We start from the raw sequence: 19,320 nt of genomic DNA, 5'->3' as shown, positions 1-19,320 counted from the left end.
TTTTCATTGGCCGGGTCGTAGACCTTGGTCAGGTCGCCGCCGAGGCGGAAGGTCTTGAACGGTTGCATGTCATGCTTCTTCTCCAGCACATCCGGCGCACAGGTGTAGAGCGAGCAGAACGGTTCGAGCCAGGCGAATTTCGAGTCGACCTTGAGGTCGGTCATGTCCTGTTCCTTGCCGTTCTTCTCTTCGAACTCATCCGGATCTTTCACCCCGGCGAGCACGCGATCACCCAGCCGTTTCAAGGCGCCGTTGTTTTCCTGGCGCAGATCCACACCGTTGACCTGGGCGAAACTGGCGATCATCGCCAGTGGCGGCAGGGCATAGTTGTGGTAGGCCAAGGCGCGTTGCTGACGCTTGAGTTCGTTGGGCAAAAAGCCCTGGGCATCAACCTGATTGGCGCCGACCTTGAATTCCTTCACAGCCCAGTCGAACAGATCACGACGGTTGGTGGCGACAGACGTTGCCATCACCGACCAGGCGGCCCAGTACGAGTGGTTGTTGGTTTTTTCCAGCGGCAGGTTGTCCCAATCGCTGACCACTTGGTCCGCCATCTTGCTGAACCAGGCTTCAATCAGCTGCGACTCTTGCTGATGGTTGGCCAGCGGATGCGAGTCGGAAAACTTCAGGCGAATGTACGAGGACGCCATGCTGCCCAGCGCCCATTTGCGCATCGACTTGCCGGTGTGGTTGAAATCCTTGGACATCAACGCATCGGCCTTGGCCCATGCCGTCAACCAGTTGAGCGTGCATTCCAGTTGCTCCGGACGCCCGTCACGCATGAACTGCATCACCCGCTTGCTGGTGCCGCGCTCGATCTTGGTGATATCGGCGGTGCTGTCGCGAAAGGCTTTTTCCGACTGCACGTTCAGGGTCGAACGGGCTTTGTCCGAGCCTTCGTACTTGCTGCGAAATTGCAGCGAGCCGGTGTACGGCGCCGGCATTGCCTCGCAGCCTTCGCTCTTGTCGCCGGTTTTGACTTTCTCGATCGGCGCAAAATAGCCCTGGGGCGGACGCAGGGGCGCAGCCGCTTGCGTCGCGCCGGCAAACATCGCCAGGCTCAGAAGCGTCGGTGCCAACAGTGTTGAAAGTTTCGGATTGCGCATAGCAGACCTCATTGCCCGGCTGAAGCGGTACGTTGTTCAGCGCCCGGGAATACGTTGCGTTTGCAGATTTTCGCTTCGACTTTCTGTGGCGCGGCATCCGTTTTTTCAGGACCCTGGATTTCGACGGCCAGCAGGTTCTGCGAGGCCCAGTCTTCGTCCGTGCGCAACTCGAAGGCGAAACGCCCGTCAGTGTCGGAGGTTTCCGGTTTGTCGATCTTGATGTCCTCGTGGCGACCGTTCATGTACCAGAGGGTGGCTTGCAGGGTTTTCACCGAGGTGTCGGCGAAGCGGATGTCGACCTGGTGACTGCTGTTACGCAGGTCGAGGTTTTTGCTGTTGACCATCAATTCGTTTTTGCCCGGCTTCAGGGTGGTGCTCCCCGACATCTGTGCATCCTTGCCTTCGCAACCGTTGTCCAGCAGCGCCATCATCTGGCGGTAGATGGTTTCCTGGTCGAGGCGATAGAGCGGCGAGAATTCCCAGATGAGAATTTTCGGCGGGTTCTTCTGGAACTCGTCGCTGCCCAGGTACTGCAGCATCGAACCTTCCAGGCCACCGCCGGGGAACGCCACGTTGAGAATGTCGGCGCCGATGGCCTCCTGGAGGAAACCGGCGAAGTTATAGTTCTTGCCACTGTGGCTGGTGCCGACCAGGGTGATCTCCGGATTGCCGGAATCGCCGAACAGATCGCCATCGCCTGCTTCACCTTTTGGCTCGGTGGTGAATTGATCCATGTACTGGATCGCGTAGCTGGTGCCACAGAGTTGACCGGCCATGTTGTGCAATGTTCCGGTCTTACCCATGCGACCCGACTTATGGGTCTCGAATTCACGCTTGGGAATGTCGGCGAAGGCCGGGATCTGCTTGACCTTTTCGGCGACGATTTTTGCCGTGCGCTGGGCGCCATACGGCGTCCAGTGCTGGTCCCCACGGAAGTAGAAATCGTGAGCGGGCAGGGTGTCTGGCAGTTGCTCGTTGGTCAGTGGCGACAGGTCCGGCACCACGTAGCCCATCTGCGCGAAACGGCCGAGCATGGTCTTGTAGTTGCGCAGCGCCTTGTCGAAATCGAAGCTGGCTTTCTCGGCCGGATTGAGCTTGTTGCGGTTCACCAGGCCACGGGTCGGTTGATAGACCACAACCAGTTCCACGCCTTTGCTCTTGAACGCATCGTGCAGTTGCTTCATGCGTTTGTAGCCGGCAGGCGTGGTGTCGAACTCAGTGCGCAAATCTTCTTGCGTCCGGAACAGCCAGTCGCCCTGGGCTTGCACCAGCGTGGTGAAATTCTGCTGATAACGCGTGGTGTAGTTCTTCGCGTCGTGAGCCGCCGGGCACAGACTGCAGCAGGGTTCGGCGCTGAATTTCGGCGCTTGCACTTCATCGGCGCGAACACCACCGCTGGCCGCGAGAATGCCAGCGGTCAGGGCCGACAGGCTGAGTAATTTGATCAAGTGTGGGTGCATAAAATTATCCTCAGTCCTGCATTTCGGTCTGGCGTTCGACAGGGTCGATCAGCACGGCTTTCTGCTGGCGCACCAGCAGGTCGAGAATTTCATCCTGGCGCTCGCCGAGAATCCCCGAGAAGCTGATGCCACTGGATTTGGTGGGTGCGAGCATGGACACGCGATACAGCTCGACGCTCAACGGCGAGTCGATGGACAGCGGGCCGCTGCCGTTGGCCGCCAGTTCACCGCCCACCACGATCAGCGACACCTGGGCGTCGAACGGGTCGAGCTTGATGTCACGGTCGGTGTTGGTCAGGTCTTTGATGTGGCCGTAGACGCCGGTCAAGCCGTTGGCCATGGCGATGTTTTCGTACAGGCGAATGTTCACGCTGTTACGAATGCGGATGCCGTGGCGGCGGTTGCTGACGACTTTGTTGCCCCACAGCAAATTGTCGGCACTCTCGTAGAGGGTGATGCCGTCGGTGTGGTTCTGGTAGATCTCGTTGTGAGCGATCAGGTTGTTGACGCTGTTACGGTCGATCACCAGGCCCGACAACTTGTTGTCGTAGCTGCGGTTGTTGAAGATGAAGCTGTCGTTGACCTCACGGGAAATGATGATCCCGTGCTTCTTCTTGGTTCCGTACACCGTGTTGTCAGCAATGATCAGGCCATGGGAACGGTCGTGCGGGTCGATGCCGTAGACGATGTTGTCTTTGTAGGTGTTGCCCTTGACCACGAAGTTGCTGGTTTCGTAGCAGTAGAAGCCGTACCACATGTCCGAGAACTCGGAACCGACGATCCAGCCAGTCGGCTCGGGACGCTTGAGCACTTTGGCCATGTTCGGCGTGTACTGGGAAATACTCACACCGTAGGACTTACTGTTGGCGTAGCCGAAACTGGCCATCTTGCTGTTGGCAATGTAGGTCTCGGTGCCACCCCAGGCCAGCAGGAACGGACGGAATTCCTTGGGCGATTTGAACGTCGCCGGGCCGTTATCCTTCTCGCGCCAACCGGTGATTTTGGTGTCGCGCACAAACAGCTGGCCGTCGTTGACCATGAACGAACCGGCCTCTTGGGACAGACGCAGTTCCTGGGTCTGCTTGTCGATTTCGAGGATGCCGTGACGGCCGACCACGATCGGCAATTTGGCCAGGTACACGCCCGGCGACGTTTCGCTGAAATACTGCTTGGGCAGCTTCTTCGCCAGGTCCTTGAGGTTCATGTAGCCGTCGTCGACGAAGATTGCCTGCGGGATGCCGTGCTGACGCACCACCCATTCGGCCATCTTGTTATCGCCACCGATGAAGTCCTTCAGGGCGTCTTCCTGCATCATCCGGCGCACGCTGATCTTGCCCGGTTTGCTGCGCACGATTTTCGCGGCAATGGCCTCGGCGGTGTAGCCGGAAACGTCCGGCAGTTTCGGCGTGGCCAGTTCCAGTGGCGCAGTTGGTGCGCTGCTGACGGTGTAGGTCTTGGCCTGTTGCAGTTCCTTGGCCACGGTCGCCGGCTTTGCCGCCGGCTCCACATTGGCGAAGGCCGTCGCACTGGCCAGCAGCATCGCGCCGGCCAACAGGCTGATCGAGCCTTTTCGGGCTGGATGATTCATCTGGGAGACTCCCTTCGCAATGTGCATCAGAAGCGCCAGATCACGTCGATGAATGCGCGGTGCATGTACGAGTCGACTTCCTTGCCATACGCATCACCCGGCTTGAACACACCGCCACGGAAACGCACCAGGGCCGAAGGTTCATCGATCTTCTGGCTCAACGCGGCCGGCAACAGGCCTTGCTTGAAGTACTTGGTGACCACCAGATCCATCTCCTGACCGAGGTCTTTTTCACCATCGTTCAGTGGCAGGGAGGTGCTGGAAAGGATCGCGCCGGTGACGTCGTCGGTGTTGTTCTGCACGGCGTCGATGCCGTTGCTGCCGACCGGTTTGTTGCCGTCGACGCGCCAGAATTTGTGGTAGATCAGGCTGGCGTCGTATTCGTCGTTGAGCATCCACGAACCGAACAGGGTGGCCGATTGCATGTTGTTCATTTCGCCACGGAACGCTTCGCCGAAACGGTGCACGCGCGAGCGGGTACCGGTGTAGTTCGAGCGGTTGCTTTCCAGGCCGTTCTGTTCGTAGTCTTCGCTGGCACGGGCATAGGCTGCACCCACTTGCCATTGCGGATCGAGGCGCAAGCGCACACCGAGGTCAGTGGCCCAACCGTCTACATCGCCGCTGCGCTTGGCTTCGGCGGGTGCGGTGCCATCAGCATTCAATGGGTTGACCGTATCGCGGTCGCCGCTCATGCCGGTGATGCTGCCCCAGTAATTGACCGTGTTGGTATTGCGCCAGTTGTAGGCGTCGCTGTTGGCCTGCAGGCCTAGCCAGCTGATGTCGCCGTTTTGTTTCTTGTCCAGCGTATCGGCAGGAACGCCGGGCTCGGCATAGTCGAGCTTGCCGTCATCGTGGGTGTGATGACCGCGAATACCGGCCCAGTGACCCGGGGTCCACTGATACTCGGCATCGGCGAAAGCGTGCAGGCGATCCTTGTCTTCGGGGGCCAGCTCTTTCAGGTCGGTACGGTACTCGCTGAAGCGTTCGGCGATACCGACGTTGGCGCGCAGCAGGGTGGTGTCGAAGCTCCAGTTCAGGGCTTCGATGTTGGTATCGCGCCATTGACCGTCGTCGTTGTGCAGGCGCTGACGACCGAACTTCAATATCTCGCCAGGGTAAGGCGTGAAGCCGCTGTAGCCGACCCAGAATTCACGCATCGCCAGGTAGTTCTTCTTGGTCTTGCGGTCATCGTTTTCGGTGTTCTGTGTGCCGTCGCTTCCAGCTTGCTGCAGGGTGTCGGTCTCGATGATGTCGGTGGACGTCACCGCCTGACCCATCGCATAGCCGCTCCATGCACCGCTTTCACCATAGACCCACGGGCGCAGGTCGAGGCCGACGCCGTTGACGTCGCCGCCGCCCTGGGTGCCGAGGTCACGGTCGTCTTCGGATTGGCCGGTGATTTTCACGTCCAGGCCGAAATTCTTGGTTTCTTCCGTCATCGCCGCGAGTGTCGGGCAAGACCAGATCAGTGCGAAGGTGAGGCCGATACCGGCCTTCATGAATGGATTCAATTTCATAGGGATTCCTCGCCATCTTCTTCTTGCAGGGCATGCAGTGGCAGCGTGTTCTGGCTCAAGTTGCCGCGTACGGCCTGTTCCTGTTTCAACAGGCGTTGGGCTTCGGCCAGCTGCGCAGGCGGCAGTTGAGCTTCGAGTGTTTGTGCAAGCTCGGTGGCTTGCGGGGTGTTCTGGGTCTTGGCCAGTTGGCTGAAGACGTAGGCATTGAGTGGGTCAGGCTTGGTGCCTTTGCCTTGGGAGAACAGTTGGGCGATGGCGAAGTCGGCGCTGTTCTGACCGTTTCGAGCAGCGGTCAGCAGATGATCCAGGGCCTTCTGCGGATAGACCTTGCCCAGGTAACCCCGGCGGTAGATCTGGCCGAGGTAGTAATCGGCGGCGACTTCGCGGCCGACGGCTTTCTGGAAGTGTTCTTCGGCGACCTTGGCGTCAGCCGGGACCATCTTGCCTTCGTAGTAGAGCTTGCCCAGCAACAGCTCGGCGCGCGGTTGATCGGCGGCGCGGCCGTTGTCCAGGTACTTCATCATCTGGTCGACGTCGCCCAGTTCGGGGAAGTCGTAGAGCAGTTGCGCGAGTGTCACCCACGACGCCGGATAGCCCGGGGCGATCGGTTCGAGCAGCGACTGTGCAGTCTTTTCGTCAGGCGTGCCGAGGGTCGGATCCGCCAGGACGCGGGCGACGCTGTCCACACGCTGAGCGGACACCGTGCCGCGAGCATGACCGGCCTGCATCTGCTTGATCAGCTCGGCCTGTTGTTCAGGCTGGGCTTTCTTCTGATAGACCGTGGCCAGTTCGACGTAGCAGATGTCGGTGGTGTTGATCGCGGCTTTGCAGATCTTTTCCACATCGTCCAGGTGCTGGTCGTAGGTGCCTTGGGTGCGATACAGCAGCACTTGCGCCAGGCCCGCTTCCGGTTTGCCTTCGGCGCGCCATTGGCTGATCTGTTTCTGTGCGTCGACGTTGGGGAAGCTGTGCGGGTATTGCAGGTACAGCATCGCCAACGGGATCAGCGTGTTGCCTTCGCCTGCGGCGGCAGCTTTTTTCAGCAGGGTTTCGGCTTCGTGCTGCTCGGCTTCGGTGGAGCCGGGCTTGGCCACCAACAGTCGACCGAGGCGTGCCTGGGCGCGTGGCGAAACACTGGCGGCGGCGCGGTAAGTCGCCTCGGCCTGTTTCATTTGCGCCGGGTCACGGCTGTCGACCTGAATGTCGGCCAGACCCACCTGGGCTTCGCTGTAACCCAGGTTAGCCAGTTGCTGGTAGTTCGCCGCGGCAGTGGCGGTGTCGCCACGCTTGAGCGCTTCGTTGGCCAGACGCTGGTCGGGCAGGCCGGCGCAACCGGCGAGGCTCACCGCCAATGCCAGCGAGCACACCACCAATCCACTGTGGGAGCTGGCTTGCCAGCGATTCGCTTGACGCGGTTTGTCAGTAACACCGCAGTGATCCAATCGCTGGCAAGCCAGCTCCCACAGGGATCTCGGTGTTCTCAGAAGACGGATGATCGTCACGGGCATGTCCTCCGGTTACAGACCAGCAGCCATGGCTTTGTCGATCAGCCAGTTCAGGTTCGGACCGCGGTCGCTGTTCACTTCCACCGGACGACCGGCGAGGGTGCTGTCCAGGGCTTCGTCAGGCTGGATCAGCACGCGGATGTCGGAAGACAGGTCGGCGCTTTTCAGGCTGGTGCTGTTGACGATTTTGCCGGTGCGGGTTTTGTCTTCACCGGCGATCTGGAAGCGCACGGCGGTGCCTGGCAGCACGTCGCCGAACTGGCGATAGGAGAAGCGCGCTTCAACGTTGGCTTCGGTGTTGCGCGGCACCAGTTGGAAGATCACGTCGCCCTTGCTGGCGTACTGACCGTTGGCGACCATTTGCTGGGCCACGGTGCAATCGCACGGCGAGGTCAGGGTGCCGGTCATTTGCTTGCCGAACAGTTCTTCAACTTTGGCAGGCGACAGTTGATCGTCTTCCAGGTGACCCTTGAGCACGTCGAGCATGCTGGTGCTGAACGTCGCCAGCGGTGCGCCTTTGGCGGCCACGCCGTCGCCTTTCACCAGGCTCTGGACGGTGCCATCACGGGGCATGGTGATGTTCACGCCCGGCACGCTGACCAGACCGGCCTGGGCGTGGCTGACGAAGTACATGCCGTACACCGACTTGAAGATGAAACCGAAGGCCGCCAGGCCAACGATGAAAATACCGATGCTGAAGGTCACGGCTTTCATGCGACCGAACGCGCTCATGCCGTGGCCGCCGTCCTTGTTCTTGCGCGCCTTGGTGAAGTTATCGCGCTGCAGCGTCGCCAACATTTCACCAATGCTGACGAGGTCGCCGGCCAGGTGCGAAGTGATCAGGTGGCGCAGGGTCGAGATGTCTTGTGGTTCCAGGTTCTGGAACTGGCAACCGGCGCGGCCGGTCTGGCGATCGAACGAGCGCACCTGCAGTTCGACGTCCATGGCCAGGCCAAGGTTGTCGATCACGAATTGCAGGCGAGCCTTGTACACATCGCCCTCTTTGAGCGGCAACTGACCGGCGTTGAACGCCAGGCCACCGGCCGACAGGTCGATGACCCGGGCTTCGACCGGCGTGCGGTCGGGACCGAAGAAACGCAGCTTGGCCGGGATTTTTACTCGGGCGTGTTGACGCTGGGCTTCGGATTCATGGACTACGTTGGCGTTGACGGCGGTATTCATAGGGGCGATTTCCTTGTTAATTCAATAGGGGCGGGTCAGACCATCATCAGCAGCACGGCGACAAAAATGCTGCCGGCGGAGAAGGTCATGGTCCGAGACGACCAGGTGTTGAACCAACGTTGAAAGCTGGCGAGATCACGGGTCAGGGAAGTGGGTTGGCGAGTCCAGGATTGTTGGTCGAGGCGGAAGAACACGTAGATCTTCACCAGCGCGCCGACGATCTGGTTGTAATAGAGAATCGCCGGGTAGGCCGGGCCGATCCGGTGACCCGAGCAGGACAGCAGCAGGGTCAGGATCAGGCGGGTGATGCCGATCCACAGCAGGTACACGAGGATGAACGCGGTGCCGTACTTGAAGCTGGCGATGATCGCGACAGTCAGGCCCAGCAGCGAGGTCCACATCGAGACGCGCTGATCGAACAGCACCACCGAGGTGAAGGCGCCAAGGCGTTTCACGCCCAGGCCCAGTGCACGCGAGTTCTGCCGCAGGTTGTTGCCGTACCAGCGGAACATCAGTTTGCGACTGGCCTTGATGAAGCTCTTTTCCGGTGGATGCTCGACAGTGTTGATCGCGGCATCAGGCACGTAGAACGTGTCGTAACCCAGGCGCATCAGGCTGAACCAGCTCGATTTGTCGTCGCCGGTCAGGAACTTGAAACGACCCAGGCGCCAGTGTTGCAGCGAGTCGCTTTCCACGTCGGCGATGAATTCCGGGTTGGTGACCACGGTGGCACGGAACACCGACATGCGCCCGGTCATGGTCAGTACGCGCTTGGACAAGGCCATCGAGCACATGTTGATGTGACGCTGGGCGAAACGCAGCTTGTGCCATTCGCTCATGATGTAGCCGCCGCGCACTTCGCAGAACTCGTTGGTGGTCAGGCCGCCGACGTTGCCGAACAGCTGGAACCACGGCACGGTCTTGCGCACGACGCCTTCGCCGAGGACGGTGTCGCCATCGATCACGGCGACCACCGCGCGGTCATCCGGCAAGTGACGGGAGATGGCGCGGAAGCCGTAGGCCAGGCCATCGCGTTTGCCGGTGCCGGGAATGCGCACGAAGTCGAGCTTCACGCGTGATGGCGGATTCATCCGCTTCCACAGGCTTTTCACCAGCAGCTCATCGGACATTTCGACGATGGAGCAGACCATGGTGGTCGGCAGGCCACAGTCGATCGCTTCACGGATTACCGAGCTGTAGACCTGTGCGGTGGTCAGGGCATCGATACGGAAACTGGTGACCATCAGGAACACGTGGGACGGGTCCGCCGCTTTACCCAGCTTGCGCACTTTGCGCCGCAGGTGCGGGTAGACCACGTACAGAAACAGCATGCCGCGCAGGAAGTGCGTGGCGCCCATCGAATAGCGCCAGATACCGACGATACCGATCAGGAAAATGAAGTCCTTCGACTCGGAGTCGAACGTGGACACAGGCAACGCCATGGCGATGCCCATCAGTAAACTTAGATAAAACAGCCAACCGGCGGCCTGAAGTAGGCCGTGCTTTAGCCTGTGCATAATCTGCATCCGTCTCGATCTCGGGCGAGGCCCGAATGGGTTAAGGCAGGCGTAGAAAGCAGCCCGTAGGAGCTGCCGCAGGCTGCGATCTTTTGATCTCTGGCGTCGGTGAAGACGCCAGAAGATCGCAGGCTTCGCCAGCTCCTACGGAACCGTGGTTACCAGCAGATACCTTCGGTACGGGCAGTGGCGTTGGTCGCCTTGGACATGAAGCCCACCAGGTCGATCACTTGCTTGCCGTGCGGGACGTCCTTCACCAAGGCACGGAATTTCTCGTCACGGTTGCCCAGGATGATCACGTCGGAGTTGTTGATCACGTCGTCGAAGTCGGCGTTGAGCAAGGATGAGACGTGAGGGATTTTCGACTCGATGTAATCTTTGTTCGCACCGTGGACACGGGCGTACTCGACGTTGCTGTCGTAGATGCTCAGGTCGTAGCCCTTGCCGATCAGCATTTCCGCGAGGTCAACCAGCGGGCTTTCGCGCAGGTCGTCGGTGCCGGCCTTGAAGCTCAGGCCCAGCAGGGCGACTTTGCGTTTGTCGTGGCTTTCAACGATGTCGAAGGCGTTCTGCACCTGGGATTCGTTGCTGCGCATCAGCGAGTTGAGCAGCGGCGCTTCCACGTCCAGCGAACCTGCGCGGTAGGTCAGGGCACGCACGTCTTTGGGCAGGCACGAACCGCCGAAGGCGAAGCCCGGGCGCATGTAGTACTGGGACAGGTTGAGGGTCTTGTCCTGGCAGACCACGTCCATCACTTCACGACCATCGACGCCGACAGCCTTGGCGATGTTGCCGATCTCGTTGGCGAAGGTCACCTTGGTGGCGTGCCAGACGTTGCAGGTGTACTTGATCATCTCGGCAACGGCGATGTCCTTGCGGATGATCGGCGCGTCGAGTTCTTCGTACAGCGATTGCAGAACGTCGCCCGAAGCTTTGTCGAACTCACCGATGACGGTCATCGGCGGCAGGTCGTAGTCGGCGATGGCGGTGCTTTCGCGCAGGAACTCAGGGTTTACGGCGACGCCGAAATCAACACCGGCCTTCTTGCCGGAGCAATCTTCGAGAATCGGGATGACAACGTTTGCGACCGTACCCGGCAGCACGGTGCTGCGAACCACGATGGTGTGGCGAGTGGATTTGTCACGCAGGACAAAACCGATTTCGCGGCACACGGCTTCGATGTAGTTCAGTTCCAGGTCGCCGTTCTTCTTGCTCGGCGTGCCGACGCAGATCATCGACAGGTCGGTGTCGCGAATCGCCTCGGCGAAGTTGGTGGTGCCACGCAGGCGGCCGGTCTGGATACCTTGCGCCAGAAGTTCGCCCAGGCCGGGTTCAACGATTGGCGATTTGCCGGCGTTGATCATATCGATCTTGTCTTTGGCCACATCGACGCCAACGACGTCATGGCCTCGTGCAGACAGGCAACCGGCACATACTGCGCCAACGTAACCCAAACCAAATATGCTGATGCGCATCGCAATTACCTCTGTGTTTTATCAAGCCATTAGATGGCCGGAGTTAATGGTGTTCAGCGGTCATAGTGCACTCGGAAGTGCGGCTTACAGGCGCGACATTGCCGTGTGCTGGCATATAAGTTCCGAGTGTCTAAATAAGTGCACTCAAGGTGTGCGCAACTAGGCCTTGTTGTTATGACGTGCCCTGTTATGCAGCCGATCCTCTGTTCAGAGAATGTTCGTGCACTGGTTCTGCGCGCTTAATCGCAGGCGTAAGGCCCGTAGATCAAGCGGTTGGGTGCTCGGGTGAGCACGTTTATAGGGGCGCGGCCATGGCCTTGTAGGGGATAGTATTGATGCGTTATCTCCTGTCCGTTCGGTATTGCCCAAATCAGGGATTAATCAGCGCAAGTTAGTATTACAACTTCGCTACATGAATCACTTCTCTGCGTAAGTTATCTCGTACATGTTCGGCGAGAATCGTTACCGGTGGTATGAGCGGTGCATTTGGACATAGTTCCGGTCCGCCCATCGCGAAATCTGAAATTTTTTGAAATATTGAGAAAGATGGCACTGCTCTCATATTGATAGCACTTGCCGTTTCGCCCTTTATATATAGGCGAATCATCGGGAGGGATATTTTTTTGCCACTACTGTTAAAAAAAGTCAGTGCCACTACGCAAAAAAATGATTGCAGTCGAGTGAAACTAAAGTTAGAAAAATGATCGATGGTTTTTTGGCGCCAAAAGGCTGGCGATTTGAAGGGGGAATTGTAGGACGATCAATGGGCCGCGCACGAGAGGTTTACCTTCGTACGCGGCCCTGTTGCATCACTCCGGTGCATGATCGCGCAGGAACACCAGACTGTCCGGTTTCGACTGCTCGGCACTGAAACGATAGCCCTGCACATCGAACTGTTTGAGGGCGGCCGGGTCGTTGATGCGTTCCTCGATCACGAAACGGCTCATCATGCCCCGGGCCTTTTTCGCGTAGAAACTGATGATCTTGTACTGACCGTTTTTCAGGTCCTTGAACTCGGTGTTGATGATGCGTGCGTTCAGGGCGTTGCGTTTGACCGCCGAGAAATACTCATTGGACGCGAGGTTGAGCAGCACGTCGTCACCCTGGTCGGCCAGGGCTTCATTCAGCCATTCACTGATGCGCGTGCCCCAGAAGGCGTACAGGTCCTTGCCGCGGGCATTGGCCAGTTTGGTGCCCATTTCCAGTCGATACGGTTGCATCAGGTCCAGTGGGCGCAGCAGGCCATAAAGGCCCGACAGCATGCGCAGGTGTTGCTGGGCGTAATCGAAATCGGCTTCGCTGAAGGTTTGCGCATTCAGGCCGGTGTACACGTCACCCTTGAACGCCAGCAGAGCCTGCTTGGCGTTTTCCGGGGTGAAGGCCGGCGTCCAGCTGCCGAAACGCGCGGCATTGAGCCCGCCAATCTTGTCGGAGACGTGCATCAACTCACTGATCTGCGCCGGCGTCAGGTCGCGCAACTGCATGATCAGTTCCTGTGAGTGATCCAGGTACTGCGGCTGGGTAAAGCGCTGCGTCGCCGGCGGTGTTTCGTAGTCGAGGGTCTTGGCGGGGGAAATCACCATCAGCATGAAGTCGTCTCCTTTAATCGTGGCGGCGATTCTAGGGGGTTGTTCGTGTTGACTCCAGCTATAGGGGTAATAGGTGATCGGTGGTGTCATGGGACAAGATCGCAGCCTCGCGTTGCTCGGCAGCTCCTACAGGACTGAGTTGGCGTAAAAAATGGGATGAATTCGAAAAGATCGCAGCCTCGCGTTGCTCGACAGCTCCTACAGGTGGATCTCAATCCCTGTAGGAGCTGTCGAGCAACGCGAGGCTGCGATCTTTTGATCTTCCCGCGATATAGTGCCGCGCGGGTTTTGTTATGGAGACATCCCATTGCGTATCGTTCTTCTATTCACGGCGTGGCTGCTGAGCTTCGGTGCCCTGGCGGCACCGGGCGATGTGGCGACGCTTGATCGCAGCACCTGGCCGGAACAACTCGGCAACCCGACGCTGTTCGACGTCGCCTCACGCGCCGAAATCCTCATGTTCGCGCGCGTGCTGCTGGCCAGCGAGTCGCTCGATGAAGCGAGCCTTGCCCAGCGGTTGGGCCTGCGCACGATCAATCTGGATTCGGTCAACCGTGTTCGCCAGCGCATGTGGCAACGCTTGCTGGACAACTACAACGCTGCCCAGCAGAGCTGCGATCAGGATGCGTCTTTCTGTTTTCTGGTCGAGGACATGCCGACCCTGCGTGAACAAGCCGCCAAGTTCCAGATCAGCGAAGACAGCTATTACATCCGCTGGGCCGAACCGAGCCGTCTGTTCCATAGCCAGTACCTGGACGAGCAGTTGCGCAAGGCTGCGCTGTTCCCGCAGACCAGCAGCGAAGTCGATCGTTTTGGCGACTTTGAGCGCAATGGCCAAGCGATGCACGACCGACTGTTCTTGCTGACGTTCGACAGCGCCGCGAATGCGCTGCCGGATAACACTGCGTGGGTCAGCGAGTACCTGCGCAAGGCCAACATGAGCGGCACGTTCTTCGTGCTCGGCAAGGACATTCAGGCCCGCCTCACGGAGCGCTCGGTCGCCAACCTGCAATCGACTTACTCGGCTCAGTGCGTCGGTGTGCAGGGCTGGGAGTTTCGCTCCCACAGCCACTGGCAGGACTGGCAGGATTCGGTGCGGCGCAGCGTCGAGCTGGTCAAAGGCAAACTGCCGGAAAACTTTGTGCCGCTGTTTCGCCCGCCCGATGGCCAGCGTCGCTCCGATGCCGAAGGTTTCTTCAAGGCTCAGGGTTTGCAGGTGGCGCTATGGGACATCGATGCCCAGGACGGCGCAGGCAAGCTCAAGGCCAATCAGAGCGCGCAACGGGTGCTGACCCTGATGCTGCTGTGGCGTCATGGCGTGATCAATTTCAATGTGAAGCAGGATGGGGTGAAAACGGCGTTGCCTTGGCTGATGACGCAAACGTCGCAAAGCGGGATCGGTTGGGAGGACTGTCAGGACGGCTTTCGCTGAAAACGGCAAAAGCCCGTAAACATTGGGCGAGGGTCGATTTTTCGACGGATTTCTTTGCAGGTTGATCTCCGACTGTAAACGCATGATGGCAGTCCGCCAAGTGCTATTGGTCAATCTGCAAAATAAACTTCAAAAAAGCGTCAAAGTGCTTTTTTCTGTCATGTGTTTTGGAGTATTACGAAGACAGACCGCCGAAACCTGCAACACAGGTGGCGTCTTCCAAGACCCCGCATGTACGCAGAACACTTGAGTCCCCGCAGGTGTATTCGGCAGTCACTTCGAGGCGCAGCACCGCCAAGGTATTGCGTCGAATGGCTCCCACAAAGGTGACCGAGTATGGATGATCACGGACGTAGCTCTTCTTCCAACCAGCCAATCCTTTATGTACTCGATACCAACGTATTGATTCACGATCCAAACGCGCTGCTTAACTTCGAAGAACACCACGTCGCGATCCCGATGACCGTGCTGGAAGAGCTGGACAAGCTCAAGAGCGGGCATCATAGCGTTGCTGCCGAATGCCGCCAGGCGATCCGGCTGATCGACAAGACCCTGGGCGATGCCTCACCTGAGGACGTTGAGCAGGGTGTACCGATCCAGCGGGGCAAGGGCGGGCCGAAGGGCTTGCTGTCAATTCTGATGAGCAAGCGTGCCGAGCCGAACATCATTCTGCCCGAGCACCTGAACGACAACATCATCATCAACCAGTTGATCGACCTGCACGCACGCGATCCAAAACTGCCCGTGGTGCTGGTTACCAAAGACATCAACATGCGCCTCAAGGCCCGCGCTTGCGGAATCGCGGCCGAGGACTACAGCACCGACCAACTGGTCGACGACGTGTCGTTGCTGCCCAATGGTTATCACAACATGACCGGCTCCTTCTGGGACCGTGTGAGCAAGGTCGAAACCCGTCAGGACCACGGCCGCACCTGGCATCAGGTGCAACTGATCGACAACCTGCCAGCGGTGCACATCAACGAGTTCATTATTGATGAGCAAGGTTTTGTCGGCTGGATCAAGGAGATCGAAGAAGACAAGCTGCTGATTCTGGACCTGCACCAGGAGCCACTGCTGCACCAGGAAGCCTGGGGCCTGAAGCCGCGTGACATTTATCAGAGCCTGGCGCTATACGCCTTGCTTGATCCGGACATTCACCTGGTCAACCTGTCCGGCGCCGCCGGTTCCGGTAAAACCATTCTGGCGCTGGCCGCTGCCATCGAGCAGACCATGGTCAGCAAGCGTTATCGCCGCATCATTGCCACCCGTAGCGTACAGGGTCTGGACCAGGAGATCGGTTTCCTGCCCGGCACCGAAGCGGAAAAAATGGAGCCGTGGCTGGGCGCCATCACCGACAACCTCGAAGCCTTGCACATGGACGACGAAAGCACCCATGGCAGCGTCGACTACATCCTCAGCAAAGTGCCGTTGCAGTTCAAATCCCTCAACTACATCCGGGGCCGCAGCTTCCAGCAAAGCCTGATTTTGATCGACGAATGCCAGAACCTGACGCCGCACCAGATGAAAACCATCATCACCCGTGCCGGCGCCGGTTCCAAAGTGGTGTGCTTGGGTAACCTCGCACAGATCGACACACCTTACCTGTCCGCGACCAGTTCCGGGCTGACCTACCTCACTGAACGCTTCAAGGACTTCCCGAACGGGGTGCACATCACCCTGCAAGGGGTGCCACGTTCGATCCTGGCCGAATACGCCGAATCGCATTTGTAAGAGCATCAGTAAAACCGGGCGGCCTCAAAACCGCCCGGTTTTTTATGCCCAACACAAAAACCTGTAGGAGCTGCCGAAGGCTGCGATCTTTTGATTTTCAAAGCGAAGATCAAAGATCGCAGCCTTCGGCAGCGCCTACGGTGGGATTGTGGTGATCGGATAATCAGGCGTGCGGAAAATTGACCCACAGGTTTACAATCGACGCTCCTGATCAGGAGTAATCCCGTGCTGACTCATCTCGATTCCCAAGGTCGCGCCAACATGGTCGACGTCACCGAAAAAGCCGTGACGTTCCGTGAAGCGACGGCCCAAGCGCTGGTGCGCATGCTCCCCGAAACCCTACAGATGATCGTCAGTGGCGGTCACCCCAAAGGGGATGTGTTTGCCGTGGCGCGCATTGCCGGCATTCAGGCGGCGAAGAAAACCAGTGATCTGATTCCGCTGTGCCACCCGCTGATGCTGACCGGTGTGAAAGTCGAGCTCAGTGCCCAAGGCGACGACACCGTGCGCATCGAGGCACGCTGCAAGCTGTCGGGGCAGACAGGCGTTGAAATGGAAGCATTGACTGCCGCCAGCGTCGCCGCGTTGACCATCTACGACATGTGCAAAGCCGTGGACCGCGGTATGACCATCGAAAGCGTGCGGCTGCTGGAAAAAGTCGGCGGCAAGAGCGGGCATTTCCAGGCGGACGCGTCATGAACATCACCGTGAAATTCTTCGCCCGTTATCGGGAAGCGCTGGGCGTGGACTCGGTGAAGGTCGAGGGCAACTTCGCCACGGTTGACGACGTGCGGGTGTTGTTGGCCCAGCGCGACGGCGCTGAGGTGTTGAGCGAACAGAATCTGATGTGCGCGCGCAACGAAGACCTCTGTCAGCTCGACGAGCCTGTCAGCGATGGCGATGAAGTCGCGTTTTTCCCAACCGTGACCGGGGGCTGAGCCATGGCGATCCGTGTGCAGTCCACCGCGTTTGATCCGGGTGCCGAAGTCAACGCCATGCACGATGCCAACGTCGGCGTCGGTGCAGTGGTGAGTTTTGTCGGTTACGTTCGCGACTTCAATGACGGCCTCGATGTGGCCGGGATGTTCCTCGAACATTACCCAGGCATGACTGAAAAGGCCCTCGGCAAGATCGCTATCGAAGCGGAGCAGCGCTGGCCCTTGCTCAAGCTGGATGTGTTGCACCGCATCGGTGCCCTGGAGCCGGGTGAGCCGATCGTCTTTGTCGGCGCCGCCAGTGCCCACCGTCAGGCGGCGTTCGACGCCTGCGCCTTTGTGATGGACTACCTAAAAACCCGTGCGCCGTTCTGGAAGAAAGAAAACACCAGTGATGGGCCGCGCTGGGTTGAAGGGCGCGACAGTGATCATGCGGCGGCGGATCGCTGGAAGCAGTAATTCCTGCGGCGTTCTTTAGTCAGCCATCGCTAGCAGGCTAGCTCCCACAGGTGTTGTGTACATCGCAACTCCTTGTGGGAGCCAGCCTGCTGGCGATGGCGTCATCTGCACCACTAAAAATCTTGGTGATTCCCCACCCGACCACTGGCCGGCACGGGCTGCTTTTGCCCGATTGACGATCAATACATTAAAGTCCAGTATGGAATTATAAGTACAAAAAAGGCTTCCGCCCGCTTCAGCTTTTTCTTCTGTCTTGCCAAACCAACAACAACCGCGAGAAAACGAACATGAAGAAACTCCCCCTCATCACCGGTCTGGCCCTGAGCCTGTTGGCGTGCAGCACTGTGTTCGCCGCCGAGAAAACCCTGCGCATCGGTATCGAAGCGGCCTATCCCCCGTTTGCCTCGAAAACCGACAAAGGTGAAATCGTCGGTTTCGACTACGACATCGGCAACGCCCTGTGCGCGCAGATGCAGGTCAAGTGTGTGTGGGTTGAAGGTGAGTTCGACGGTCTGATTCCTTCGCTGAAAGTGAAGAAGATCGACATGGCGCTCTCGTCAATGACCATCAACGAGGACCGCAAAAAGTCGGTCGACTTCACCCACAAGTACTATTTCACTTCGTCGCGACTGGTGATGAAAGACGGCGCGGTGGTTGACGATCAGTACGCCAGCCTCAAGGGCAAAACCATCGGCGTGCAGCGCGCCACCACTACCGACCGCTATGCTACCGAGGTGTTCGAGCCCAAGGGCATCAACGTCAAGCGCTACAGCAACAACGAAGAAATCTACATGGACCTGGCGGCAGGGCGCCTTGATGCGATTTTTGCCGACACCATTCCTCTGAATGACTTCCTGTCGATGCCGCGGGGTAAGGGTTACGCGTTTGTCGGGCCGGAGTTGAAAGACCCGAAATACGTGGGCGAGGGTGCGGGGATTGCGGTGCGCAAGGGCAACAGCGAGTTGGTCAGCCAGTTGAATACGGCCATTGATGGTATTCGGGCGAATGGTGAGTATCAGAAGATTTCCGAGAAGTATTTCAAGTCGGATATCTACGGCGATTGATCGATAAAAGATCGCAGCCTGCGGCAGCTCCTACAGGGGAATGCATCCAATGTTGGAGCTGCCGCAGGCTGCGATCTGTTGATCTTCAGCCCTTCAATTCTTTCAAATGCTTGTATACCGTCGCCCGTCCCATGTTCAGCACATTGGCCACGTAGTTCGACGCGCTTTTGCCTTTGAACGCACCTTCGGCGTGCAACGCCAGCACCAGTTCGCGTTTGTGATCGCGGGTCAGCAGGTTCAGGCTTAGTTGGCGTTCGCGCAGCCAGGCGTGGAGGAAGGTGTTGATCCGCTCTTGCCAGTCATCGCGAAACAGTGAGTCCGGTTGCGGGATCAGCTTGGTTGGCGACAGGAACAGGTCCAGCGCAGCCTTGGCATTTTCGAACAGCGAAATATTCAGATTGATGCACAGCACCGCCAGCGGATGACCTTCGCTGTCGCGTAGCACCGTGCTCAGGCTGCGAATCTTCTGACCATCCCAATTCAACTTTTCGTACGGCCCGATGTTTCGTTCGCTGACGTCGTCGCTGAGCATGTCCTCCAGCGCCGAGTCGTCGCCGATTTCCCGCTTCGACAGGTTGTTGGCGATGTAGTCGACCTTTTGCGTGCGCAGGTCGTGCAGCACCACCTCGGCATGGGGAAAGAACAACGTGGCGATGGCATCGGCGATCGCCCGGAAATTATCCAGGGACGTGTTGTTCAGGGCCGGGTCTTTTTCTGGGGCGTTCATACGGTGGTGCTCCGGGGCAGCTTCAGCGCCCCG

Annotated in this window: 16 protein-coding genes; 6 read left to right on the top strand and 10 right to left on the bottom strand. The window is 58.7% G+C overall.

Features of this window, described 5'->3' with window-relative positions; all coding sequences use genetic code 11:
- The 9 genes from KVG88_RS22890 to yaaA all read right to left on the bottom strand — a co-directional run.
- Positions 1-1,106 (bottom strand): mannuronate-specific alginate lyase (locus KVG88_RS22890; protein WP_217872826.1); only part of this gene is annotated, 1,106 nt, incomplete at its 3' end.
- A gap of 8 nt (positions 1,107-1,114) precedes the next feature.
- Entirely contained in the window at positions 1,115-2,566 is a 1,452-nt protein-coding gene (locus tag KVG88_RS22885; protein WP_150702921.1) for an alginate O-acetyltransferase, read from the bottom strand.
- Positions 2,567-2,576: 10 nt separating this feature from the next.
- Positions 2,577-4,154, bottom strand: a complete 1,578-nt coding sequence (gene algG / locus KVG88_RS22880; RefSeq protein ID WP_150702920.1) for a mannuronan 5-epimerase AlgG — start codon at positions 4,152-4,154, stop codon at positions 2,577-2,579.
- Positions 4,155-4,180: 26 nt separating this feature from the next.
- A complete protein-coding gene (locus KVG88_RS22875) occupies positions 4,181-5,671 on the bottom strand; it encodes an alginate export family protein (protein WP_150702919.1) in 1,491 nt (496 codons plus the stop codon).
- Positions 5,668-7,179 (bottom strand): alginate biosynthesis TPR repeat lipoprotein AlgK, encoded by a 1,512-nt coding sequence (algK, locus tag KVG88_RS22870; protein WP_224792375.1) that lies wholly within the window; start codon positions 7,177-7,179, stop codon positions 5,668-5,670. The genes KVG88_RS22875 and algK overlap by 4 nt, the downstream gene beginning before the upstream one ends.
- A gap of 9 nt (positions 7,180-7,188) precedes the next feature.
- Positions 7,189-8,358, bottom strand: a complete 1,170-nt coding sequence (locus tag KVG88_RS22865; RefSeq protein WP_217872825.1) for an alginate biosynthesis protein Alg44 — start codon at positions 8,356-8,358, stop codon at positions 7,189-7,191.
- A gap of 35 nt (positions 8,359-8,393) precedes the next feature.
- Complete coding sequence (alg8, locus tag KVG88_RS22860; RefSeq protein WP_412071273.1) at positions 8,394-9,875, bottom strand: mannuronan synthase; 1,482 nt, start codon at positions 9,873-9,875, stop codon at positions 8,394-8,396.
- A 158-nt stretch (positions 9,876-10,033) separates the two neighbouring features.
- Entirely contained in the window at positions 10,034-11,350 is a 1,317-nt protein-coding gene (locus tag KVG88_RS22855) for a nucleotide sugar dehydrogenase (protein WP_150702916.1), read from the bottom strand.
- A gap of 809 nt (positions 11,351-12,159) precedes the next feature.
- Positions 12,160-12,939 carry a peroxide stress protein YaaA gene (yaaA, locus tag KVG88_RS22850; protein WP_150702915.1) on the bottom strand — a complete coding sequence of 260 codons (780 nt, stop codon included), beginning with the start codon at positions 12,937-12,939 and terminating at the stop codon, positions 12,160-12,162.
- Positions 12,940-13,246: 307 nt separating this feature from the next.
- Here yaaA and KVG88_RS22845 point away from each other — a divergent pair, with 307 nt between their 5' ends.
- The 6 genes from KVG88_RS22845 (at position 13,247) to KVG88_RS22820 (ending at position 18,560) form a co-directional block, all read left to right on the top strand.
- A complete protein-coding gene (locus tag KVG88_RS22845; RefSeq protein ID WP_150702914.1) occupies positions 13,247-14,371 on the top strand; it encodes a polysaccharide deacetylase family protein in 1,125 nt (374 codons plus the stop codon).
- Positions 14,372-14,707: 336 nt separating this feature from the next.
- Positions 14,708-16,102 (top strand): PhoH family protein, encoded by a 1,395-nt coding sequence (locus tag KVG88_RS22840; RefSeq protein WP_075945585.1) that lies wholly within the window; start codon positions 14,708-14,710, stop codon positions 16,100-16,102.
- Between the two features lie 225 nt (positions 16,103-16,327).
- Positions 16,328-16,801 carry a cyclic pyranopterin monophosphate synthase MoaC gene (gene moaC, locus KVG88_RS22835; protein ID WP_150702913.1) on the top strand — a complete coding sequence of 158 codons (474 nt, stop codon included), beginning with the start codon at positions 16,328-16,330 and terminating at the stop codon, positions 16,799-16,801.
- The gene (gene moaD / locus KVG88_RS22830) at positions 16,798-17,040 is read left to right on the top strand and encodes a molybdopterin converting factor subunit 1 (RefSeq protein ID WP_150702912.1); all 243 of its coding nucleotides are present in this window, start codon (positions 16,798-16,800) and stop codon (positions 17,038-17,040) included. Before moaC ends, moaD begins: the two co-directional genes overlap by 4 nt.
- A gap of 3 nt (positions 17,041-17,043) precedes the next feature.
- Positions 17,044-17,496, top strand: coding sequence for a molybdopterin synthase catalytic subunit MoaE (gene moaE, locus KVG88_RS22825; protein WP_217872824.1), 453 nt, complete (start codon positions 17,044-17,046; stop codon positions 17,494-17,496).
- Between the two features lie 287 nt (positions 17,497-17,783).
- Entirely contained in the window at positions 17,784-18,560 is a 777-nt protein-coding gene (locus KVG88_RS22820; RefSeq protein WP_217872823.1) for an ABC transporter substrate-binding protein, read from the top strand.
- 85 nt (positions 18,561-18,645) lie between these two features.
- On the opposite strand, the gene KVG88_RS22815 is transcribed toward KVG88_RS22820, so the two are convergent.
- Positions 18,646-19,287, bottom strand: a complete 642-nt coding sequence (locus KVG88_RS22815) for a helix-turn-helix transcriptional regulator (RefSeq protein ID WP_217872822.1) — start codon at positions 19,285-19,287, stop codon at positions 18,646-18,648.
- Between the last annotated feature and the right edge of the window lie 33 nt (positions 19,288-19,320).

This window comes from Pseudomonas azerbaijanoccidentalis, from assembly GCF_019145495.1.
Taxonomy (GTDB): domain Bacteria; phylum Pseudomonadota; class Gammaproteobacteria; order Pseudomonadales; family Pseudomonadaceae; genus Aquipseudomonas; species Aquipseudomonas azerbaijanoccidentalis.
This window is presented reverse-complemented; position numbering and strand designations above follow the sequence as displayed.

Bases quoted from the DNA above. Each gene is read 5' to 3' on its own strand.
- KVG88_RS22885 (WP_150702921.1), bottom strand. From the start codon at position 2,566: ATGCACCCACACTTGATCAAATTACTCAGCCTGTCGGCCCTGACCGCT.
- algG (WP_150702920.1), bottom strand. From the start codon at position 4,154: ATGAATCATCCAGCCCGAAAAGGCTCGATCAGCCTGTTGGCCGGCGCG.
- KVG88_RS22875 (WP_150702919.1), bottom strand. From the start codon at position 5,671: ATGAAATTGAATCCATTCATGAAGGCCGGTATCGGCCTCACCTTCGCA.
- algK (WP_224792375.1), bottom strand. From the start codon at position 7,179: ATGCCCGTGACGATCATCCGTCTTCTGAGAACACCGAGATCCCTGTGG.
- KVG88_RS22865 (WP_217872825.1), bottom strand. From the start codon at position 8,358: ATGAATACCGCCGTCAACGCCAACGTAGTCCATGAATCCGAAGCCCAG.
- alg8 (WP_412071273.1), bottom strand. From the start codon at position 9,875: ATGCACAGGCTAAAGCACGGCCTACTTCAGGCCGCCGGTTGGCTGTTT.
- KVG88_RS22855 (WP_150702916.1), bottom strand. From the start codon at position 11,350: ATGCGCATCAGCATATTTGGTTTGGGTTACGTTGGCGCAGTATGTGCC.
- yaaA (WP_150702915.1), bottom strand. From the start codon at position 12,939: ATGCTGATGGTGATTTCCCCCGCCAAGACCCTCGACTACGAAACACCG.
- KVG88_RS22840 (WP_075945585.1), top strand. From the start codon at position 14,708: ATGGATGATCACGGACGTAGCTCTTCTTCCAACCAGCCAATCCTTTAT.
- moaD (WP_150702912.1), top strand. From the start codon at position 16,798: ATGAACATCACCGTGAAATTCTTCGCCCGTTATCGGGAAGCGCTGGGC.
- moaE (WP_217872824.1), top strand. From the start codon at position 17,044: ATGGCGATCCGTGTGCAGTCCACCGCGTTTGATCCGGGTGCCGAAGTC.
- KVG88_RS22820 (WP_217872823.1), top strand. From the start codon at position 17,784: ATGAAGAAACTCCCCCTCATCACCGGTCTGGCCCTGAGCCTGTTGGCG.
- KVG88_RS22815 (WP_217872822.1), bottom strand. From the start codon at position 19,287: ATGAACGCCCCAGAAAAAGACCCGGCCCTGAACAACACGTCCCTGGAT.